This window comes from Arthrobacter globiformis NBRC 12137, assembly GCF_000238915.1.
Lineage (GTDB): Bacteria > Actinomycetota > Actinomycetes > Actinomycetales > Micrococcaceae > Arthrobacter > Arthrobacter globiformis.
Genome location: NZ_BAEG01000073.1, coordinates 71,026 through 91,881, shown reverse-complemented (window position 1 = coordinate 91,881; position 20,856 = coordinate 71,026). Strand labels below are relative to the sequence as shown.

13 protein-coding genes are annotated in these 20,856 nt (G+C 66.9%); 8 read left to right on the top strand and 5 right to left on the bottom strand.

What is annotated here, in order from left to right; translation table 11 throughout:
* Both ARGLB_RS12925 and ARGLB_RS12920 read left to right on the top strand, forming a co-directional pair.
* Positions 1-861, top strand: coding sequence for a phosphogluconate dehydrogenase C-terminal domain-containing protein (locus tag ARGLB_RS12925; RefSeq protein ID WP_003803145.1), 861 nt, complete (start codon positions 1-3; stop codon positions 859-861).
* A gap of 402 nt (positions 862-1,263) precedes the next feature.
* Positions 1,264-3,612, top strand: coding sequence for a SulP family inorganic anion transporter (locus ARGLB_RS12920; RefSeq protein WP_083839655.1), 2,349 nt, complete (start codon positions 1,264-1,266; stop codon positions 3,610-3,612).
* Between the two features lie 104 nt (positions 3,613-3,716).
* On the opposite strand, the gene ARGLB_RS12915 is transcribed toward ARGLB_RS12920, so the two are convergent.
* The 4 genes from ARGLB_RS12915 to ARGLB_RS12900 all read right to left on the bottom strand — a co-directional run bounded on the left by ARGLB_RS12915 (position 3,717) and on the right by ARGLB_RS12900 (position 10,055).
* Positions 3,717-5,096, bottom strand: a complete 1,380-nt coding sequence (locus ARGLB_RS12915) for an MFS transporter (RefSeq protein WP_003803142.1) — start codon at positions 5,094-5,096, stop codon at positions 3,717-3,719.
* A 63-nt stretch (positions 5,097-5,159) separates the two neighbouring features.
* Positions 5,160-6,635, bottom strand: coding sequence for an NAD-dependent succinate-semialdehyde dehydrogenase (locus tag ARGLB_RS12910; protein ID WP_003803140.1), 1,476 nt, complete (start codon positions 6,633-6,635; stop codon positions 5,160-5,162).
* 48 nt (positions 6,636-6,683) lie between these two features.
* The gene (locus tag ARGLB_RS12905) at positions 6,684-7,934 is read right to left on the bottom strand and encodes an iron-containing alcohol dehydrogenase (protein WP_003803138.1); all 1,251 of its coding nucleotides are present in this window, start codon (positions 7,932-7,934) and stop codon (positions 6,684-6,686) included.
* Between the two features lie 153 nt (positions 7,935-8,087).
* Positions 8,088-10,055: a helix-turn-helix domain-containing protein gene (locus ARGLB_RS12900; protein ID WP_083839654.1), complete on the bottom strand. Its 1,968-nt coding sequence runs from the start codon at positions 10,053-10,055 to the stop codon at positions 8,088-8,090.
* Between the two features lie 234 nt (positions 10,056-10,289).
* On the opposite strand from ARGLB_RS12900, the gene ARGLB_RS12895 reads away from it, so the two are divergent.
* Positions 10,290-10,754 (top strand): hypothetical protein, encoded by a 465-nt coding sequence (locus tag ARGLB_RS12895; protein WP_043419066.1) that lies wholly within the window; start codon positions 10,290-10,292, stop codon positions 10,752-10,754.
* Here the strand turns inward: ARGLB_RS12895 and ARGLB_RS12890 are convergent.
* Positions 10,704-14,126: a DEAD/DEAH box helicase gene (locus tag ARGLB_RS12890; protein WP_003803131.1), complete on the bottom strand. Its 3,423-nt coding sequence runs from the start codon at positions 14,124-14,126 to the stop codon at positions 10,704-10,706. The genes ARGLB_RS12895 and ARGLB_RS12890 overlap by 51 nt on opposite strands.
* Before the next feature lie 249 nt (positions 14,127-14,375).
* Here ARGLB_RS12890 and ARGLB_RS12885 point away from each other — a divergent pair, with 249 nt between their 5' ends.
* From ARGLB_RS12885 to ARGLB_RS12865, 5 genes are all read left to right on the top strand, one after another.
* The gene (locus ARGLB_RS12885) at positions 14,376-15,254 is read left to right on the top strand and encodes a DMP19 family protein (protein WP_003803128.1); all 879 of its coding nucleotides are present in this window, start codon (positions 14,376-14,378) and stop codon (positions 15,252-15,254) included.
* Positions 15,255-15,455: 201 nt separating this feature from the next.
* Positions 15,456-17,177 carry an Ig-like domain-containing protein gene (locus tag ARGLB_RS22455; protein WP_003803126.1) on the top strand — a complete coding sequence of 574 codons (1,722 nt, stop codon included), beginning with the start codon at positions 15,456-15,458 and terminating at the stop codon, positions 17,175-17,177.
* A gap of 179 nt (positions 17,178-17,356) precedes the next feature.
* A complete protein-coding gene (locus tag ARGLB_RS12875) occupies positions 17,357-18,379 on the top strand; it encodes a LacI family DNA-binding transcriptional regulator (protein WP_043419064.1) in 1,023 nt (340 codons plus the stop codon).
* Between the two features lie 137 nt (positions 18,380-18,516).
* Entirely contained in the window at positions 18,517-19,812 is a 1,296-nt protein-coding gene (locus ARGLB_RS12870) for a sugar ABC transporter substrate-binding protein (RefSeq protein ID WP_043419062.1), read from the top strand.
* Between the two features lie 84 nt (positions 19,813-19,896).
* Positions 19,897-20,856, top strand: a complete 960-nt coding sequence (locus ARGLB_RS12865) for a carbohydrate ABC transporter permease (protein ID WP_003803122.1) — start codon at positions 19,897-19,899, stop codon at positions 20,854-20,856.

Here is a 20,856-nt window from a genome sequence, read left to right as displayed (position 1 = left end):
ATGTCTGCAGAACAGTTGACCGTCGCCGTTGTCGGAGCCGGAGGCAAGATGGGGATGCGCGTTTCCCGGAACCTCCAGAAGTCCAGCCACACCGTTTTCTACTCCGAGAACTCACCCGCCGGCCAGGACCGCGTCCGTGCCGAAGGCCGTGAAATCACCGCCACCGACGAAGCCGTCAAGGGCGCCGACGTCGTCATCCTCGCCGTTCCGGACACCGTCCTGGGCGTCGTGTCCGAAGGCGTCGTCCCGCAGATGAAGTCCGGCGCCATCCTGCTCACGCTTGACCCGGCGGCCGCCTACGCCGGCTTGCTCGCCCAGCGCGAGGACGTTGTGCAGGCCGTGGCCCACCCCTGCCACCCCTCCGTCTTCCTGGAGCGCACCACCAAGGAAGAGTGGGCCGACACCTTCGGTGGCGAGGGCGCACCGCAGAACGTCGTTGCCGCGATCGACGAGGACGCCACGGAGGCCGCAAAGGCTGCCGCCGAGGCAACCATCCGCGTCATCTACGCCCCCGTGATCGACGTCCACTGGGTCACCGTGAAGCAGCTGGCCATCCTCGAGCCCACCCTGGTGGAGACGGTGGCCTGCATGATCGGCACCCTGCTCAACGAAGCGCTGCACGAGACCGTCCACACCGCCGGCGTGCCCGAGGAAGCTGCGAAGGCCATGCTGTTCGGCCACGTGCAGATCGCCCTCACCAACGCCCTGCGCGGCTCCAACCCATTCTCCGAGGCCTGCGAAATCGCCATCCAGTACGGCAAGGACACCATCATCAAGGACGACTGGAAGAAGATCTTCGACGACTCCGAACTCGACAGCGTCATCGCCAAGATGTTGAAGCTGGACGCCGTCAAGCGCTAACGCCGCTTGGCAGCATCGGGTTAAACAGCAGTGGATCCATCCCGCCGGGATGGATCCACTGCTGTTTAACCGGCCTTCCAACCGACCTGGTGGCCGTCCGTGCGGCCGCGGAACCCGCCGTCGGAAATTCTTTTCCCGGGTGAACACATGGTCACCCGTGCGTGGGGGCCGTGTGACTTGAACGGCCGCCGGTTTTCGCTACACGGACGGAGATCCCTTGCGGCTGGGGAACTCCTCATATCCATGTTTCGAGAGCTTTATGCAAACGAATGGATTAGTGCACTAGTTTTCGCTTTATGTCCGGCCTGACCTCGTGTTTCTTCTCACGGGCGGTACCCTTGCGGCCTGTGTCAGGGCGTCAATAGCGTGGATAAGGACCCTTCGAACGAGCTAAGGACTTATATGCCCTCCCCAGCCGCCATGGATCCAGACCCCATTCACCCCGGCAGGAGCCGGATACCAGTGCTGGCACGCCTGACCGCGGGCCTTCGCTGGGACCTGCCGGCCTCCCTCGTGGTGTTCCTCGTTGCCGTTCCGCTGTCGCTCGGCATCGCCGCGGCGTCGGGCGCCCCGGTCATGGCCGGACTGATCGCGGCCGCAGTCGGCGGCATCGTGGCCGGCAGCCTGGGCGGCGCGCCGCTCCAGGTCAGCGGCCCCGCTGCGGGCCTGACGGTCATCGTCGCCGGTCTCATCGAACAGTTCGGCTGGCCCGTCACCTGTGCCATCACCGTGGCGGCCGGGGTCCTGCAGGTCCTGCTGGGGATGGCGCGGGTGGGACGTGTGGCACTGGCCATCGCACCCGTGGTGGTGCATGCCATGCTGGCCGGCATCGGCATCATCATTGTCCTGCAGCAGCTGCATGTGATGCTCGGCGCCGAAGCGGGCGAAGCCGCACTGCACAACATCCTGGCCCTGCCGGACAGCCTGGCCGCCGTCGACCCGCAGGCCGCTTTCCTGGGGGCAGTGGTGATCGCACTGCTCGCCGGATGGAAGTACATGCCGGCCGCAATCCGCCGGGTGCCCGGCCCGCTCGTTGCCGTTGTGGCAGCGACGCTGCTGTCGCTGCCATTCAATTCCGACGTCGACCGGATCACCTTCGACGGATCGCTGCTGGACGCCCTCTCGCTGCCGCACCTGCCGCAGGGGGAATGGACCGCCATCGCCGTGGGCGTTGTCACCATCGCCCTGGTGGCCAGCGTGGAGTCGCTGCTGTCCGCCGTCGCCGTCGACAAGATGCACCACGGCGAGCGTACAGATTTCAACCGCGAGCTTCTCGGCCAGGGCGCCGCCAACGTGACGTCGGGCATGCTGGGCGGGCTTCCCGTCACCGGCGTGATCGTGCGCAGTGCCACCAACCTTGAAGCCGGCGCGCGGACCCGCAAGTCCGCCATCCTGCACGGCATCTGGGTGCTCGTCTTTTCGCTGCTGCTGGCGGGAGTCATCCAGCTGGTGCCCGAGGCCGTGCTCGCCGGGCTGCTGATCATGATCGGCATCCGGCTCGTGAAGGTGGCCGATTTCCAGACGGCGCGTGTCACCGGTGACCTGGCCGTCTACGCCGCCACGCTGCTCACGGTGGTGTTCGTCAACCTTCTCGCCGGTGTGCTGATCGGGCTCGCCCTGGCCGTGCTGCTGGTCCTATGGCGCGTGGTCCGCGCCAGCATCCACGCCGAGCCCCTCGGCGGTGCGGCTGAAGGCCGCTGGCGGGTGGTCATCGACGGTTCCTGCACGTTCCTGTCGCTTCCCCGCCTGAGCAAGGTGCTGGCCTCGGTTCCGCCGGCGGCGCACGTCACGGTGGAGCTCGACGTCGACTACCTCGACCACCCGGTCCACGACACCCTGGAGGCCTGGCGCGTGAGGCACGTCAACAACGGCGGCAGCGTCGAGATCGAGGAAACCGGCACCGCCACCCTGCATGCTGCCCTGGCGGGAACTCCCGCCCGCGGATCATCGCGCTCCGCGCTGCGCGGCGGTTTCGCGCCGTGGCGGAGCTGGCAGCGGAACAGCGCACCGCTGGCCGCAGAGGCGGCCGGGCACGTCCCGGCGCCGGTGCGCTCGGTGCTCAGCGGCGTGGACAGTTACCACCGCCGCCACGCCCACCTGCTCCGTCCGCACGTCCAGGAACTGTCCACCTTCCAGGATCCCGACACGCTGTTCATCACCTGCGCCGACTCCCGGCTGGTGCCCAACCTGATCACCAGCAGCGGCCCGGGGGACCTGTTCACGGTCCGGAACGTAGGCAACGTAGTGGGGAGCGACCGCCTCGAACCGTCGGTCGAGGCATCCCTGAAGTTCGCCCTCGACGAACTGTCTGTCACGTCGGTGGTGGTCTGCGGCCACTCCAGCTGCGGGGCCATGACCGCCCTGCTCGCCGGACCTGGCGCAAACCAGAAAGCCGCGAACCAGAAGGCCGCAGGCCAGAGTCCGGAAGGGCAGGAGGAGCGTTGCCCGGTCGAGTCCTGGCTGGAGCACGGCCGGCCGAGCCTGGAGTCGTTCCATGCGGGCCACCCCGTCCGGATTGCGGCCGAGCAGGCCGGGTACGGTGCGGTGGACCAGCTGGCCATGGTCAACGTTGCCGTCCAGCTCGAGCGGCTGCAACGGCACGCCAGCCTGCAGGACGCCGTCCGGAGCGGTGACGTCCATGTGACAGGCCTGTTCTATGACATCGCCACAGCCCGGGTCCTGCAGATCACGCCCACCGGCGTCAGCCACTTGGATCCGCTGCCGCGGGCCGAGGAGCTGTCCCCGGCCTGACGGACACGCCAAACCACCTTTGAACGGAGTACGCAGTCCGGCGGCATCGGCAGTGCACACTGCCGATGCCGCCGGATTTTCTAACTCTGGCGTGCTGGAGGCTTCTAGCGGACGCCGGCCTTGCCAGCTGCGTCCCCGGAGTCCAGGGAGTCCCGCGCCTGTGCCGCCTCGAGGCGGCCGCGAACGCGCTTGACGGTTTCCGGAGCCATGATCGCCGAGGCGACCGTGATGACGCCGATGACGCTGAAGTACAGGATCACCCAGCCGGGTTCGCCGTTGCCTGCGTTGAGCAGGGCCACGGCGACCAGCGGCGCGATGCCTCCGGCCAGGACCGAGCCGAACTGGTAGCCCATGGAGGCGCCGCTGTAGCGGAGCTTGGTGGAGAAGAGCTCGGCGAAGAAGGCAGCCTGCGGGCCGTACATGGAGTTGTGGAAGACCGCGAGGCCGATGATGATGGCCAGGGTTGCCAGCAGGGCGCTGCCCGTGTCCGTCATGACGAAGTAGAGCGGGAAGAACAGCAGCCCGCCGATGGAGCCGAACAGGTAAAGCGGCTTCCGGCCAATCCGGTCCGACAGCGCTGCCCAGAGCGGCACCGCGATGACGCCGATGGCGGAGGCGATCAGAACGGACATGGAGCCCTGGTTGGCGCGTTCGGGCCCGAACGTCCGCATGATGTAGACAACCGAAAAGGTGGTGTACAGGTAGAAGGCCGAGTTTTCTGCGAGGCGCATGCCGACGACCAGCCAGACGCCCTTGGTCTCCTTCTTCAGGGCTTCCCCGAGCGGGTTGTGAGCAGTCTGCTTCTTGGCCACGAGCTCCTTGAAGTCATCGGAGTCCTCAAGCTTTGCGCGGACCACCAGGCCCACGACGATCAGCAGCACGCTGAGGAGGAACGGGACGCGCCAGGCCCAGGCGTCGAAGGCATCGGCCGGGACCATGGCCTTCACGGCCAGGACCGAGGAGTTGGCCAGCAGCATGCCTGCCGGTACACCCATCTGCGTGAAGCTGCCGAAGAATCCGCGGCGGCCTTCCGGGGCGTGTTCCGTCGAGATGATGGCGGCACCTGCCCATTCAGCCCCTGCGCCGAACCCCTGCATGAGCCGCAGAACCGTCAAGAGGATCGGAGCCCAGACGCCGATCTGCGCGTAGGTGGGCAAAAGGCCCATCGCCAAGGTGGCGAATCCCATCAGGAGCAGTGAGAGCACCAGCATTGGCTTGCGGCCGATCTTGTCCCCGTAGTGGCCTGCGAACATGCCGCCGAAGGGCCGGGCAACGAAGCCAACCGCGTAGGTGAGGAAGGCCAGCAGGAGACCCGTGGCGGGGTCCTGCTCGGGGAAGTAGAGCCGGCTGAAAACGCCGGTGGCCGCAAGGAGGCCGAAGATGTAGTAGTCGTACCACTCGATGGTGGTTCCGGCGAAGCTGGCGAGGGATACCCGCCAGGGCACGCGACGTGCATTGCCGGTTGTTGCTGCGGAGAGCGTCATTGGTCTTCTCTTTCGAAGGTCAAATAAGGATGCGGGGGATGATCGGGTGGAAGCGAACCGGGTTCACCAGTCAAGGGCGATGTACTTGGTTTCCGTGAAGTCCAGCAGGCCCTGGTGGGCGCCTTCGCGTCCCAGGCCGCTTTGCTTGACGCCGCCGAACGGCGCTGCCGGGTCCGAGACGAGCCCACGATTGAGGGCCACCATTCCGCTTTCAATGCGTTCGGACACCCGTAGCCCGCGGCGCAGGTCCTCGGTGAACACATACGCCGCGAGGCCGTACTCGGAGTCGTTGGCGGCTGCGACGACTTCGTCCTCGGTATCGAAGCCGATGACCGACGCCACCGGTCCGAAGATTTCCTCGCTGACCATGCGGGCGTGCACTGGCACGTTGGTCACCACGGTGGGCGGGTAGTAGTAGCCGTTGCCTTCCGGCAGTTGCCCGCCGGTGAGCAGACGCGCACCCTGGTCGAGGGCATCGCGTACCAGGGCGTCGACTTTCAGGACACTTGCCTCGTCCACCAGCGGGCCCACTTCGGTGGACGGATCTGTGCCGGGCCCGACCGTCAGGGCGGCCATGCGGCCTGCGAGGCGGCTGGCGAACTCCGCCTGGATTCCGCGCTGGACGTAGATCCTGTTGGCTGCCGTGCAGGCCTGGCCACCATTGCGCATCTTGGCAATCATGATGCCGTCGATGGCCTTGTCGAGGTCAGCGTCATCGAACACCAGGAAGGGCGCATTGCCGCCCAGTTCCATGGAGCACTTAAGGACGTTGTCCGCGGCCTGGCGCAGCAGGTGGCGTCCGACGCCGGTGGAACCGGTGAACGAGAGCTTGCGGACGCGTGGGTCGGCGAGGATGGGCGACATGACGTCGCCCGTCTTGCTTGTGGTGACCACGTTGACGACGCCGGCGGGGACGCCGGCGTCGACCATGAGCTGGGCGATGGCCAGGGACGTCAGGGGAGTGAGGGTGGCCGGCTTGAGTACTGCGGTGCACCCGGCGGCAAGCGCGGGCGCCAGCTTGCGGGTAGCCATGGCAGCGGGGAAGTTCCACGGCGTGATCAGGACGCAGACACCGATCGGCTGGTGCTGGACCAGGATCCGGTTCGCGCCGGACGGTGAGATGGAAACGTCGCCGATGATCCGTACGGCCTCTTCCGCGTACCAGCGGAAAAATTCTGCCGCGTACGCGACCTCGCCGCGCGCGTCCGGCAGTGCCTTGCCGTTCTCAAGAGAGATGAGGTGGGCAAGCTGTTCCCTGCGTTCGGTCATCAGCTCGAAGCAGCGGGTCAGGATTTCGGCGCGGCGCCGGGGCGGTGTCGCTGCCCACGCCGGGAACGCCGCGGCAGCGGCGTCGACGGCGGCAAGGCCGTCCTCGACGTCGGCGTCCGCGATGGCGGTGATTACCGTCCCGTCGGAGGGGTTGAGGACGTCGACGGTGCGGCCGCCGGCGGCGTCCTGCCAGCCTCCGGCGATGAGTAGCTGTCGGGGGACCGCCAGCTCATCGATGTCGAGCGGTTCCTGGGCGGAGAGAAGTGTCATGGGTGATCCTCAGGGTTTGATCAAGTGTTGATGCGTCAGCGAAGTGTTTTAGCGGATGGTGCGGTCGCCGGCGTAGGCGGCGTTCACGATGGACGTGACGGACTCAAGGTCGAGTGGCACCGGGTTGTTATCGATGAGCCGCTTGGAGTTCAGCGACAGCCTGGCAATCTGGCCGAGGTCGCCCTCCTGCACTCCGAGGTCCTGTAGTGTCGCTGGCAGTTCGATGGTGGCGATGACTTCGTCGATGGCCTCCACGCCGGCGATCGCAGCGCTGCGGACGCTCAGGCCCTTGATCTCGCGTCCCAGTGCGTCGGCAATCTGTGCCAGCTGAGGTTCAATGGCGCTGAAGTTGTGGCGGACGACGTAGGGGAGCAGCAGGCCGACGCCCACGCCGTGCGGAGTGTGGGTCAGTGCGCCGACTGGGTACTGGATGGCATGCGCCGCCGCCGTTCCGGCGTTGCTGAGCACAATGCCGCCGTAGAGCGCCGCCAGCATCATGTCGGCGCGGGCCTCGGTGTTGCCCGGGTCCTTGTAGGCCGTGGCCAGGCTCCGGCCCAGCAGCCGGATCCCGTCCAGTGCCAGGGAGTCCGTCAGGACATTCTTGCCCACGAACACGCGCTCGTTGGCGAGGGTGCGGGTGGGTTCCCGGGTGATGGCGGTGAACGATTCGACCAGGTGGACGAAGGTGTCCGCGCCGGTGGCCGCCGTCAGCGGCGCCGGGCAGGTGTAGGTCAGCTCGGGGTCGCACACCGCGGCGAAGGGGATGATGTGGGGGCTTGAGATGCCCATCTTCATGCCGAGTGCGGGGTCGGAAACCACGGCAATGGCTGTCGCTTCGGACCCCGTGCCCGCCGTGGTGGGCAGGGCGATGACGGGCTTGACCGGACCGGGAACGGCGAATTCGCCGTAGTAGTCGCTGGGCTGGCCGCCGTGGGTCAAGAGCACCGAGACCACTTTGGCCATGTCCATGCAACTGCCGCCACCGAAGCCGATGACGACGTCGATGTCCTGTCCCTTGAGCTCTTCGACACAGGCAACAATGCCCGGGGTGGGCAGCTCGGCCTGGGTTTCTCCGTAAACCCGGACGGACAGCTTCCGGCTCTCCAGGCTCGTGACCAGGGTCTGGAGCTCGTCCGAGGCTGCAAGCCGGGGGTCCGTGCAGATGAGGACGCTGTCACCGAGCTCTGCTGCGATATCGGCGATGGCAAAACGCTGCTGGGCACCGACGACGATGTTCCGCGGCAAGCGCAGGACGCCGAAGGTTGCGGGACGGATGCCCGCTGCATGCGCACACGACATTGTGACTGACTCCTAAAAGATGGGGATCTCGGGCTACCTGAAAGGTGCCGCGGATCTCATCGTTCCAGAGCCGTGTGGGGTCGCCTATGGATGGTTTTGCCATATTGGCAGGGGGAACATGTGCGTCTGAACCACATCCGTTCCCTGGCTGACTCAGCGTAAAGGGCCGCCGATCCCGGCGGACTGCAGGCGCCAGAGTCGCAGCGCCACGTGGATGTCTAGGGATCGGCCGCCCTTGCGCCAGCTGGCACCGAGGACAGTATCGATGCGCTCCAGCCGCTGGCGGAGGGTGTTGGGATGAACGTGCAGGACCTCCGCCGCCGCTGTGCCGGACGCGTCGTTCTCCAGAAAGGTCCAGGCTGTCAGGACCAGCTGCGTTCCCCGGCGGCTGTCGTAGTCCAGCAGGGGTCCGAGCTGGGCCGCCAGCAGTTGGGCTGCAAAGGGGCTGTCCATGGCGCCCAGCAGCATCCCTGCTGTGCCGAGCGCAGCCCGGTCGGCGGCCTCGCCGTTCCGCGACAGTGCCTGCAGCGCGCGCAGCACGGCATCGGCCTCGGCGTGCGCCCCTGCCAGGCGGGAAAATCCTGTCACCGCCTGTGACGATCCAACGCTGGCCTCGATGCGCTGGTGCTTCAGCGCATCGACGATCGACTGCCCGTTGTCCGCGACCCGGCCCGCACCCGGAGTGCCGCCGCGTGGCGTGGGCGGCTCGATGACGCACAGATGTGATTCGTGGAGGGCGGTGATCCCGTGACGGTCCTGGCCATGCCGTTTCAATACTGCGAGGGCCCTTTGCCGCTGGTCCTCCCGGACGCCCACCACCCGGACCACCAGCGGGATGCTGTCTGCCAGACCGAATCTCCCGGCCCGCCGTTTCAGTGCTTCCGTATCCTCAGACCGCGGATTCAGGAGTTCATCTATGAGTTCGAGCTGCAGCCGGTACTGCGCGTCCTGGAAAGTCCTTTCAAAGAGCAGCGCCGCACTGAGGACCAGCGCGCTGCGCTCCAGCACTGCGAGCCGGTCCTGGCTGATGTCGCCGGCAACGATCAGCGAGGCAAGGTGCTGGTCGCCGGCGACCGCGGACATCACGGTGTACTGCCGGCCCTTGACCGTGAAAGGCACAGGCAGCGTTCGCGCGGCGGAGAGCTCCGCGGCGCTTAATGCAGCGGGATGGCCGAAGTCCGGATTCGCGCCGAGCCCTGCCGTGGTTTCGCCCATGGGCGAAACCACGTACACCTCGCTGTCCATCGACTCGGCCAAAAGCAGCATGAGGTTGGGCAGGCTGTTGGCGGACGCCAAGGTCTCCATCAGCCGCTGATCGAGGGAGGAAAGCTCCTCCAACGCCTTCACATGGGCAAGATTTTGACGCTGAGCCTGATCCAGCCGGGCCAGGGCATCGGCCATTTCGGTGAAGTGACGGGCGTTCTCGAGCGCGACGGCGGCGTGGGTGCCGATTGATTCCATGAGGGCGACGTCGTCGCTGCTGAAGCTGTGCGCATGCCGGTCCGCAACGAGGAGTGCGCCGATCACCTTGCCCTCGGCCCGCAAGGGGACGCCCATGATGGCCCTGACGCCTTCCGCCGCGACCGCCGCGTCACTCGACTCAAGGTGCGACTTGGTCTGGTCGCTCAGGTAGTCCGCGGATTGCGAAGGGGCTTCACCGGTGGCCACCGCACCAAGGACACCCTCGCCCAGGGGCATGCGGATGTTGCGGAACAGTGCCGTGGCGGCACCGTCAGTCACCCGGATGTACGACTCTCCGGAGTCGTAGTCGTTCAGGCTCAGATAGGCGATGTCGCTGCCGATGAGCGAGCGGGTCCTGCGGACAATGGCCTTCAGGACGGCTTCAACATCCCGAATGCCGGTGAGGTCCGTGGCAGTGTCGTACAGGACGCGGAGCAGGCCCTCCCGCCGGCTGGCCTCACGGAGCCTGGCATTGAGGCTGCGGGCCGCTGTCGCCGTCGGCGGATCGAGCAGGCTCTCCGCCTGCATGACTGCCAGGTGAGTTTCCAGGGCCTCGGCAGAGACGCCTTCCCCCAGAAGTGCCAAAAGCCGCCCCAGCGTCATCCCTTCGGGAGGGGGAGCACCGCCGGCACGGACAGGCGGACTGTCTTGGGCACCCATAGGGCCAATGGTAATGTCTGCCGGCCGCAATCAGAGTTCCCGCATGGGTGCCCTGGCCGGGGGTACGTACTGCAGCGGGAGCCCGGGTAGTGCCGGCGCTAAAGACGAGTAGCCGGCCCTCGTGACATGCCCGGCTGGGCGGCCTTGAATGGTCTGACACCCAGGCGGTGCAGGAGCGGCACAGGAAGCTAAGAGCGCAAACGACGGAGGAGACGACATGGAACGGTGCAGGTCATGAGTTCCGGACTGGCCTCAGCGGTACAGTTCGCCGGGTCCCTGACGGGGTCCATCCTGCTCACCCTGGGACAGGCCGTGGTGGTGGTCTGTGCCTGTTCGGACATGGTCCGCCTGCTCTCCGTGCAGCGCTCCCACCGGCGGTACCTGGCCAACACGGTCTTCCGCACCCTGGCCCCGCCGGCGATCCTTGCCGTCGCGGTGAGGGCGCTGCTCGATGCTGCCTCGGGCGTCTGGCCGAGCGTCACAGCCGGGATGTTTGTGCTGGTGGTGCTGATCTACCGGTGGCGCACCGACACGGATGAGGACAGCTGGTGGAAGGGCAAGGGCAAGGCCCTGGGAAGGTGGTTCAGCAAGCGGACCACCTTCGGGCTCCGGCCCGCCCCGGCCGCAGCGATGTCCTCCTGGGGACTGTCAGTCCTTGAAGAGCCCCGCCAGGTCCTCCGCCGTGAGCGCACCGCCTGACAGGGCATCACCCTCCATCACGTCGGCGAACAGCTGCGACTTCTTGGCCTTGAGCGCCATGACCTTCTCCTCGATGGTGTCCTTGGCCACCAGCCGGTACACCATGACATTCCTTGCCTGGCCGATGCGGTGGGTGCGGTCCACCGCCTGCGCCTCTGACGCCGGGTTCCACCACGGGTCGAGCAGGAACACGTAGTCTGCCTCGGTCAGGTTGAGGCCGAACCCGCCGGCCTTGAGGCTGATCAGGAACACCGGTGCCGTGCCGTTCTTGAACTCGTTGACGACGTCGGAACGGTTCCGGGTGCCGCCGTCGAGGTAGCAGAACTCGATGTTCTCCTCGATGAGACGCTCGCGGACCTTGCCGAGGAAGCCGGTGAACTGGCTGAAAATGAGGGCACGGTGGCCCTCGGCCACGAGGTCCTCCAGCTGCTCGAACAGCACGTCCAGCTTGCTCGACCGCACGCCGGAGAGGGACTCATCCACCAGCGAGGCGTCCAGGCTGAGCTGGCGCAGCAGCGTCAGCGACTGGAAGATGGTGAAGCGGTTCTTGTTCACGTCCTCGATGAGGCCCAGGATCTTTTGCCGTTCGCGCTGCAGGTGGGTCTGGTAGACCTTCTGGTGCCGCGGGTTGAGCACCACTTCGAGGATCTGTTCCTGCTTGGGCGGCAGGTCCTTGATGACCTGCTCCTTGGTGCGGCGCATCATGAGCGGACGGACCCGACGGCGGAGCTTGTCCAGCTGCCCCCTGTCGCCGTTCTTCTCCACCGGCTTCTGGTAATACTCCGCGAACCGTGAAGGGCTGGCGAACAGCCCGGGCGCCACGATGGATGTCAGGGCCCAGAACTCCATAAGGTTGTTCTCCAGCGGGGTGCCGGTGATGGCCAGCTTGAACGCCGCCGGAAGCTTGCGCGCGCACTGGTAGGCCTTGGACTGGTGGTTCTTGACGAACTGGGCCTCGTCCAGCACCAGCCCGGCCCAGCGCCGTCCCGCATAGGACTCGTAGTCGATCCGGAACAGTGCGTAGGACGTGATGACGATGTCCGCACCGGCCATGGCCTCGGCGGGATCGGCGCCGCTCTTGGCGAACGTTTCGCCGACGGCACGGACCGTAAGGCCGGGCGCGAAGCGGGCGGCCTCGGCCTCCCAGTTGCCCACGACGCTGGTGGGGGCCACCACCAAAAAAGGCGTCCCGCCGTCGTCCGCCGTTGTGGCGTCCGTGTCCTTAACGTCCCCGGAAGCAGCGGAAGCCGCGGCGTGTTCCTTGGCCGCGCACATCAGTGCCAGCGCCTGCACGGTCTTTCCCAGGCCCATGTCATCGGCGAGCACACCGCCGAGGCTGTGGCGGTACAGGAAGCTCAGCCAGTTGTAGCCCTCCAGCTGGTACGGGCGCAACTCGGCGTTGAGGGTGGCCGGCAGCGGCAGGCCCTGGACTCCGTCCTTCAGCAGGCCGCCCACCGCCTCGCGCCAGGCGGCGGCCTGCTCGTCAACGATCCCCAGCTGGGCAAGTTCATCCCACAGGCCCGCCTGGAAGCGGCTGATCTGCAGCGGGGCGTCCTTGTTGTCCTGAAGGCTGCGGGCCTCGTCGATCAGGGCCCGCAGCTGGTGCAGCTCCGGCAGGTCGAGGGAGAAGTAGGCGCCGCTAGGCAGGAGCATTCGCGTCTGCCCTGCGGCGAGGGCGGAGAAGAGTGCCGCGAAGGACACCGGCTGGCCCTCAAGGGTGATCACGATGCCAAGGTCGAACCAGTCGCGCTGGTCGGTGGCCTTCGTGGAAATCGCCACCACCGGCGCCTCTTCGGCCTCCCGGTAGTCAGCGATGTCGCCTGAGGTGTCCACGTCCACGCCGGGCGTGTTCCGCAGCCGGGGGAGCACCTCCTCCGTGAAAGCGAGCGTGTCCAGTCCGCTCAGCTCGGCGGTGGCCGCGAGCCGCGGCGTGCCCCAGCCGCCGGTGGCTGATTCGCCGAGCTTGGGCACCGCGTCCCAGGGCTGGCCCACAGCCTCCAGGATCCTGGCCTCGGCCGGATCGTCACGGTAGCCGTGGTCGCCGGGGTGGCGCCAGAGCGGCTGGGCGGTGACGAGGGTGCCGGACTTGTAGTGCCATTCCCAGTGCAGGCGCACGCGGTGGTCGGTGCCGTAGTTGGCCAGCAGCGAGAGCGTCGGGACGGCGAGCTCGGGCAGCTGGACGGACTCGTCCGCCGCCGTCACGCGCGCGGCCTGCTTGAGCTTGGGGTAGAACCCGGTCAGGAAGCGGCCCTCATCCCGTGCCGGGATGTGCAGCGTGCTGCCTGCTGTGACGAAGGCCAGCAGTTCCTCGCTCAGTCCGCTCTCCAGCGGGGCGAGGGTGATGGTTTCGTCCGCGGCGACCCCCGGCAGCGTGTCCCCGCCGGAGGTGAGGAAAATGCCGTGCGCCGGGCGGCCGATGGTGCCCACCGACGCCGGATCAACCTCGGTGCCGTCGACAGTGATGGTGGAGGCGAGCTCCAGGCCCCCGTCCCGGCTGTCACTTCCGTAGCGGCCCAGGTTGAGGCCCACCGCCGCGGGCTCCGCCGCCACCTTCACGGGCTCCTGGCCGCGGCTGTGCACCAGCGCGACGCCGATTTGCCGGGCTTCCTCCAGCAGGCCCCACAGGTTCTTGCCGGCGAAGGTGTTCAGCCCCAGCCACAGGGACGACGACGAGTACGCGCGGTTCGCGCCGGAGGTGTGCGCGGCCAGGAAGGTTTGCATCCACTCCACGTGGGCCTGGTTGCACTCGCGCTTGAAGCTCAGGTAGCTCAGCGTGTTCCATGAGACGTCGCCGCGGATCCATTTGCCCTTGGCGCCCATGATCACCGGGCGGGCCTTGAGCTGGCGGACGCTGCGGAGCGGGTCACGGCGGCCTGTGTAGGAGAAGTGCGGGGCCGGTTCCTCCACCTCGAACTGCAGGGCCAGGGGAGTTCCGCCGCTTTGCTGGGAAGGGCCGGCCTGCGAAATGAGGGGGCCGAGCGCCTGCTCCCAGTCCGAGAGCACCGGCATGGACTTTTCCCGTGACACCCGCGAAACGTCGGCGGGGGACAGCAGCTGCACCCGCACGGCCGCGTTGTCCTCGGCCGCGAACAGGAGCGCGGCCACGTGCTTGCAGTCCTTGCGGACCGGGCAGCTGCAGACGCCCACCGTGCAACTCCAGCCGCCGCCCTTGCGGACCAGCTTGGCCGTGGTGGAGTACGGCACCTCGGAGCCGCCGCGGACCTTGCCGAGCATCAGGCCGGTGGCGGAATCGAACGAGATTCCGGAGACGCGGCCGCCCATGGCATAGGCGAGCCCGGCCGCGAGGGAGCGGTCGTTGATCGCGGGGGTCTGGATTGCCAGTGCCGCACTGTCGTCCGGGTGGGAAGGCATGGGTGCGCGCGCTACTTTCGGCAGGTCGAAAATCTGCAGGTTATCTGATCCATCTTAGTCGGGCGGGAGGGGCCCTCAAACTCGCGGCCGCCCGCCGTCGGGCTCTGCTGTTCGTCCTGTTTGTCCCTGCGGGGAGGTGCGGCGCAAACTTCGCCTGACGTTCACTTCGCCCTCAACCTGCGGGCAGCCGGCGGCGCATACGTTGGGAGAGTCCTGAGCATCACCGGCTTTCTGCAGTAAGGATTTCCCATGACCTCCAGCGAATACCCCGTTGTCCTGACCGTCGAAGGCACAGCAGGCAGCGACAGCGGCAGCGATGCAGAGACAGTTGATTCCAACGTTGCCGTGGTGAACACCATGTACCAGGAGCTCCTCGGCCCGGGAGAGATCGCGCCCAACGCCCTGCGCAGCTACTTCGTGGACTTCTACCTGACGCAGTCCCTGGGCGGCGGCTTTGCGCAGTACCTCTTCACCGCCCCGGACCGTGAGGAGCTTGACGCCTACATCCGCGAGGGCCTGGACGGCATGGGCGCCGCAGCGCACGTTGACCTCTTCGACCGCACCGTGGAGGCATTCGATTCCCTGTCCGAGGAGGAAACGGACATCTACCTGGACGGCGAGGCCGGCGCCGGTGAAGACGGTGAAACCGGCGAGCTCCCGGAACGCGTGCAGGCCATGGAGGACCTCGACGCCGAATTCGAATCGCTCCTCGAAACCGAGGACATAGTGGCCCTCAACGCGGCGTGGCTGCGCGGACAGGAAGGCCTGCTGGTCCTGGACGACGACGGGCTCACCGCGCACATCGCCCAGCGCGTGGCGGCGCTGCCGGACCTCGAAGAGCGACGCGCCGAAGCCGAGGAAGAGGCCCTGGAGAACGCCCCGGAATTCGAGGTCATCATCCGCGAGTTGTGCGACATCGCCGGGTACGAGCTGCAGAAAATCACCATGGGCGATCCGAACTACGACCACAACGGCGAGACGGTGCTCGCGTGGCGCTTCAGCACCGACCACGGCGACTTCCTTATGATCGAGGACGACGACGAGGCGTTCATGCTCAACCCGGACACCAAGGAAATCGTGGCCGCCGTCGAGTTCGAAGAACTGGGGGAAGACCTCGTGGAGGCGTAGCCCCGCACGGGGCGGTCGGTATTTCCTGTGCCGGCTGCCCCCCTCGCAGTGGCCCCCTTGAGGGGGCGGGCTGCCGGACGATCAAGGTTTCCGCAGGGTGGCGTCCGGATACTGGCATCCTCTTCAGATCATGGACCTGAAGAGGATCACCTCGCTGGGTCTCAGCCGGGTGAAGTCTGGGGCCTTTGAGGGGAGCTTTCCATGAAACCTGCAAGAATTCGTCCACGCCTGGCTGCCGCAGTGACGGCTGGCGCGCTGATTGCGCTGGCCGTTCCGACAGCGGCTGTTCCGGCCTTCGCCGTCATCAGTGACCCGGGTACGCACCCCATCACTGTATTTCCGGAGCGGGACATGGTCTCGGCCGAAGGCTACGCGGCCGGCGACCGTCCCACCATCCAGGTGCTCCGCGGCGGCGCAGTCATCGGCACAGCGTCGAACTTGGTGCCCGTGGCCGGCGTCGTGGAAGTCAACCACCCCGGCGGAGGGTGCTGGGAAGGAACCACGCCGGACATCCGCTCCGGTGACGTGATCCGTGTCCTGACAGCGCCCGACGTCGGCGACCAGACGTTCGTAGGCAACGTCACAGTCACGCAGCCGGCCACCAAGGTCGACGCCGGCACTGTGGTCATGAAGGGCACCGCTGTTGCACCCGGCGGCGGGCAGCTCCCGGCGGACCAGCTGGAAGCCAGGGTGGTGGCGGCGAACCAGGAGTTCGCGCTCAACGGCCGGCGCACACTTCGTGCCAGCGCCCCCGGGGCCGGGGACGACGGCGTCATTGTTTATGACGGACCGGGCCTCACCACCTGGACCGCCACCTGGACTGGCCTCACCGGTGTGGGTGCCGACGGCCTGTCCGACGCAGACCGCGCCGTCTCGGCCACCAACGCGGAAAGCCGGGGCCTGTGGCTGGGACGCGACGCCGCCATCGGCAACGAAGTCACGATTTTCGAGTACGGGGCCATCGGCGGACCCGCCGGCCCGGAGTGCACGGCACCCCTGGCCAGCGGTCCGACCGTGCCCGACCTGACGGCTGCCAGCGACACCGGACGCTTCAACACGGACAACATCACGCGCAGCACCACCCCCAGCTTCACTGGCGCGGCCGCCTTGCCGGACGCCACAACCGTCAACCTCTACATCGACGGCGTGGCCAGCGGCTCTGCATCGGTGGCCGCGAACGGCAGTTACTCGATCACGTCCAACCGGACGCTGACCAACGGGCGGCACACAGTCACCGCCGGCGAAGTCAGCGGCGGAATCGAAACGATGTCCGTCGGCTCCCTGGCTTTCACTGTCGACACTGCGGGTCCCGTGGTCACCGCCAAGGCACCGGCCGTCAACTCGCTGATGGTAAGCCAGACGGCCAACGTCACGGCAACCTTCAACGAGGCGATCACGGGCCTGGGCACGGCATCCTTCACCCTGAAGAACTCCGCAGGGGCGCTCCTGGCGGCTCCGGTTTCGTGGAACGCCACCACCCGGGTGGCCACCCTGAACCCGAGTGCGACGCTGGTGGCTGACCGGAAGCACACCGCAACGTTGACTGCGGGCATCACGGACATCGCCGGCAACCCGATCGCTGCCAACTCCTGGGCGTTCACCACGGGACCGCGGCCGGTCGTGACCGCCAAGTCCCCGGCCGCGAACGCCACGGCCGTCAGCCGCACCGCCAACGTCACCGCTACCATCAGCGAGAACGTCATCGGCGTAGCCAATGGAACGTTTGCCCTCCGGAACGCCGCCACAGGCGCCCTAGTGAGCTACGCCGTCAGCTACAACGCCACCACCCGGGTAGCAACGCTGAACCCGAACGTGACCCTGGCGGCCAACACCAAGTACACGGCCACCATTTCCACCAGCATCAAGGATGCCGCCGGGAACCCGCTCAGCGGCCTCTCCTGGAGCTTCACCACCGGAGGGTAGCCGCACAGCATCACCGGATCTCCGGCCCGTTGCCGCCCGAAAGGGAGGCAACGGGCCGGACCCATGTCCGCTGGTTGAGCCTGTGGAACCAGGACCCTTCCCGAGTGACGCTTGACACATGCAAAACGTTTTGTGTACTCTCGTTCACACCGAACCAAAACGTTTTGCAAAGGAAGTCGATGACGACGCGAGTAGGGATACGCGAAGTGGCCAAGGCCGCCGGAGTCTCAGTGACCACTGTGTCCCATGCACTCAACGATGCCACCAGCTCCCGGGTCAAAGCGGAAACCCAGCAGCACGTCCGGGACGTGGCCAGGAACCTTGGCTACGCTCCCAACCGGCTCGCCAGCGGGCTGCGCAACCAGCGCTCCCAGATCCTCGGCCTGGTCAGCGACGAGATCACCACCACGCCATTCGCCGGGGCCATGATCCGCGGAGCGCAGGACGCGGCCTACGAGCGGGGCTACGTGGTCATGGTCGTGAACTCGGGCCTGGACAGCGAGCTCGAACACCGCGAAATCACCATGCTTCAGCAACACCAGGTGGATGGCGTGGTGTACGCCCGGCTGTACCACCAGGGCGTCGAGCTGCCGCCGGCGCTCTCCGGAATCCCCACGGTGCTGCTGGACGCCGTGACCGGGGACCCCTCGGTTTCCTCCATCGTTCCGGATGAGGTCAATGCCGCCGAAACCGCCGTCGAAGCCCTCATCAGGGCTGGCCACACGCGGATCGGCATGATCAACAACGTGGACGACATTCCCGCAACGCACGGCCGGCTGGAAGGATTCCACAATGCCCTGCGCCGCCACGGCATCGAGCACGATCCGAGGCACCTCGTCATCGCAGAGCCGGAGACCTCCGGCGGCAGAGAAGCCGCGCTGGCGCTGCTCAGCCAGCAGGACAGCCCAACAGCCCTGTTCTGCTTCAGTGACAGGGTGGCCATGGGCGCCTACCAGGCAGCAACAGCACTGGGGCTGACCATCCCGGATGACGTTTCGATCGTCGGCATCGACAATCTGGAGCTCATCGCGGACTCGCTGTGGCCGGGCCTGACCACGGTGGCCCTGCCGCACTACGACATGGGGCGATGGGCGGTCAACCGCGTTCTGGACGACATTGACAACCCGGATACGCCGCCGGAACAGGTGCGGCTCGCATGTCCCCTGATCGAACGGGGCTCCGTAGGTCCGCCCAGGACCTGAGCGCAGTCCACAACAGCAACCACCAGCAGTCCACCCGGCGTCCGCCTGAAAAAGGGACGCAGCCGTTGCAGCGGCCGCGTCCCTTCGGACCCGGGCCAATCATCCACGCGCAAAATCAGCAGAAAGACTGGACCTTCATGAACAAGCGATTCACACGGATCCTGGCCACCAGCATAGCCGCGGCGGCCCTCATGGGCAGCCTCGCTGCCTGCGGCAAGGGCAGCGCATCCGCCACGTCCGAGGGCGGCAACGAGATCACCATGTGGACCCACAACGCGGGCAACCCTGACGAGCTCGCCGCCATCAAGGCCATCGTCGACAAGTACAACAAGAGCGGCGACGCGAAGGCCCAGGTCAAGGTGCAGGCATTCCCGCAGGACTCCTACAACGACTCCGTGGTTTCGGCCGCCGCTGCCGGGAAGCTGCCGTGCATCGTGGACATCGACGGGCCCAACGTGCCCAACTGGGCGTGGGCCAAGTACCTGACCCCGCTGAAGCTATCGGCCGACCTGTCCAAGAACCTCCCCAGCACCGTCGCCAAGTGGGAGGGCGAGACGTACGCGGTGGGCTACTACGACGTCGCCCTCGCCATGCTTGCCCGCACCTCGGACCTGAAGGCAGCCGGCGTCCGCGTGGCCACGGTTGAAAAGCCGTGGACCAAGGAGGAATTCCAGGACGCGCTGACCAAGCTCAAGGCCCTGGGCAAGTGGCAGTACCCCCTCGACATGGGGACTGCCGGCACCGGCGAGTGGCTGCCCTACGCCTACTCGCCGCTGCTCCAGTCCTTCGGCGGAGACCTCGTCAACCGCGACGGCTTCCAGTCGGCGGACGGGGCCCTCAACGGTGATAAGGCCGTCGAGTGGGCCGGGTGGTTCCGCGGACTGGCCGACCAGGGCTTCATGGCCAAGAAGAGCGGCAAGGATTCCACCCAGGACTTCCTGAACAACAAGAGCGGCATCGTCTACACCGGCTCGTGGGCTGCGGACAAGGCCCGCAAGGCGCTCGGGAAGGACCTGGCTGTCATGCCTTCCGTGGACCTCGGCAACGGCCCGAAGATCGGCGGTGCCTCGTGGCAGTGGGGCGTGACCAGCGGCTGCAAGAACTCCGAGGCCGCCATGGACTACCTCTCGTACTCGCTGAAGCCGGAAAACATCGCCGCCGTGGCCAAGGCCACCGGAACCATTCCGGCCACCGATGAGGCCGCGGCCCTGCTCCCCGCCTTCGCCGAGGGCGGCGAGAACCGGGTGTTCATGGAACTGTCCCGCCAGCAGGCCGTCATGCGTCCGGAAACGCCTGCCTACCCGTTCATCGCCACCGAGTACGGCAAGGCCGTTCAGGACATCCTGGCCGGGGCCGACGCGAAGACCGTCCTGGACAAGGCGGTCAAGGCGATTGACGCCAACATCAAGTCCAACGGCGGCTATAAGAACTAGCCAGCCGCCGGACGGGAGGACGACGGCGGGCGGCACCTGCCGCCGTCGTCCTCCACCCGGCACTGACTGTCAACGGAGACTCCCATGACAACCACCCAGCTTCCCTCCCGCCGCCCCGCCGTTCCGGCGCCCGGCGGAACCACCCCGGCGGCAGCCCGCCGCAAACGCCCGCGCCACCTGCGCGAACAGCTCAGCGGCTGGGGGATGATCGCGCCGGCAGCGGTCCTCCTGCTCGCCTTCGTGTTCCTGCCGGCGATCCTTGGCTTCGGCCTGGCCTTCACGAACGCCCGCCTCATCTCCCCGCGCCCGGTGGAGTTCGTCGGGATGGACAACTTCGCCCGGCTCTTCACCGACCCCACATTCTGGCGGGCGCTCCTGAACGTCAGCTACTTCGCCGTGGTGGTGGTTCCGGTGCAGTCCGGTCTCGCACTGGCCATGGCACTGCTGATCAACAAGAAGTTCCGGGGCGTGAACTTCTTCCGCACCGTGTACTTCCTCCCCGTGGTCACGTCCATGGTGGTGGTGTCGCTGCTCTGGCTCTTCATGTACCGCAAGGACGGGCTGATCAACGAGCTGCTGTCCACGTTCAGCTTCGGCCTCATCCCGGGCGCGGACTGGCTGAACGACCCCGCCACCGCCATGCCGGCCATCATCGCGCTGTCCATCTGGCAGGCCGCCGGCTTCCACATGATCATCTGGCTGGCCGGGCTGCAGAGCATCTCCGGCGAGCTGTACGAGGCGGCCCAGCTGGATGGCGCCAGCCGCTGGCACCAGTTCCGGTACGTGACCTGGCCGGGCCTGAAGCACACGCGCACCCTGGTCCTGGTGACCATCACCATCCAGGCCCTTGGCCTCTTTGACCAGGTGAGCGTCATGACGCAGGGCGGCCCGCTCGATTCCACCACCACCATCATCTACGAGGCGGTCCGCTCCGGCTTCAAGCAGCAGGAGACCTCCTACGCCTCCGCCATCTCGCTCGTATTCTTCGTCCTGGTACTGCTGATCTCCGCGGTCCAGCGCTACCTGACCCGAGAGAAGGACTGA